The following is a 1,545-nucleotide window of genomic DNA, read 5'->3' on the forward strand; positions in this document are numbered from 1 at the left end:
GTCTTAGAAGATACAACAAATTTATTCGACAAATTGGTTGAAAAAATGACATCAAGTGATGTAAGAGCGTCGAGCAATTTGGAGAAGCTAAAAAATATCTTTAGTAGTGAGAAATATCTAAGCAACGAAAGAATTTTTATATTACCATACTTCAGCACAACCGAAAGTGGGTATTACACATCTATTGCAGCAGCCCAAGATGCAAAGGATAAATTACATTTTGCTTATTTCAAATACGGAAGAAGCTTTTGGGGTAGCAATTCTGATGCAGCACATAACAAAAACGTATTTGGCGTTATGTCAAATTTATTTGATCTAATCATTTTTGAGGCCTTATCTAAGCAGGCACATTTTAAGCATGCTTCTGACTTTATTAGAACAATTAGAATGAATGAAATGATAGATTTTTTAATACTATATACAGATCATAAGAGTGAAGATCTAATAAAGAAGATTGATGACATATTCAAAATTATCCACAATGCACAATATAATGAAATGTCAAACGGAACTGCTTTAACTAACCTTATAGGCAATGGTAGATATTACTATGAGAGCCTAATGACTGAATACATGTTAAAGTTGATTGCCACAAAAAGAGATAAATTTAGAGATATCTTAAGAGATACCTTTGAAGAGATGGAAAACCAGCGCAAGAAAAATATTGCTCCAGGTATTAGGGAATTTACAAGAGCAATAGTAAATAATATGGTGAGCGAACTAGAGAATGGATTTTATCCAATAGATTATGAATTGCTTGAAACTGGCAGCTATAAAAACGATCTAGTCAATATTTTTAATGCGGCCAACAAGCCAAGAGATTATAAAAACAACTATGAAACGCTTGTAAAAGAGTTGGGGACGTTAATCTCAGAATGTTTTGGAGAGAGAAGATGGGAAACTTTAAGCGAGAAGTAAAAAAAGCAATGAATAAGTTGCAAATAGAGTATATGAGCGGCAGCATTGATTACCCTAGGGTAGAAAATAGCTATATTAAGCCACAAAACGTCTTTGAGTTAGTCCCACATTTGCCAATGCGAATGACTACGGCTGTTTTTAGTCCTATTAAAAACAAACAGTTGCCTCTTAACAAAAAGACGTCTTTATTATTTTTATCACAAAAAAGGCTAATCAATCCATCGCAAGCAATCAGCTATGCCGAAGTAATTGATGAATTTTTTGATGAAAAGTTAAAATTTATAAACGATCAAAAGCAAGAAGAATTTAGACAGCTTTATAGGCTTATGCAAGAGTTCTTGTCTTCTAGGCTAAATTTACAAAATTCTAGCGAGATTGAAGAAACCTTAAAAGATAAGTATGCTGCAATATATAATGAGCCTAAAAGATCAAGCATTGGTTTTTATAAGATCGACACCCTCTTTTTTTCTACAATAAGCAATGTGAATGGTAAAAAAAGAAGAACGCCGGTCGAAGTAGCTAATAGTTATTTTTATTAAAAGAACAAAAGAACAAAATATCTGATAAATAAAAATTTAGAGAGAAGAGAATAGCTAGAAGAGTGCTTTGGGCATTTTATGCAAAACA

Annotated in this window: 2 protein-coding genes; both read left to right on the top strand. The window is 32.3% G+C overall.

Going from position 1 to position 1,545, the window contains the following annotated elements; all coding sequences use genetic code 11:
* Positions 1–918: hypothetical protein (locus tag CYP28_RS01965; RefSeq protein ID WP_181000410.1), on the top strand; the 918-nt coding region annotated here is incomplete at its 5' end.
* Between the two features lie 8 nt (positions 919–926).
* Complete coding sequence (locus CYP28_RS01970; protein ID WP_141090907.1) at positions 927–1,457, top strand: hypothetical protein; 531 nt, start codon at positions 927–929, stop codon at positions 1,455–1,457.
* Positions 1,458–1,545 lie beyond the last annotated feature (88 nt).

Origin of the sequence: Campylobacter concisus (genome assembly GCF_002914195.1) — a bacterium.
In the GTDB taxonomy this organism is placed as follows: domain Bacteria; phylum Campylobacterota; class Campylobacteria; order Campylobacterales; family Campylobacteraceae; genus Campylobacter_A; species Campylobacter_A concisus_M.

Bases quoted from the DNA above. Each gene is read 5' to 3' on its own strand.
- CYP28_RS01970 (WP_141090907.1), top strand. From the start codon at position 927: ATGAATAAGTTGCAAATAGAGTATATGAGCGGCAGCATTGATTACCCT.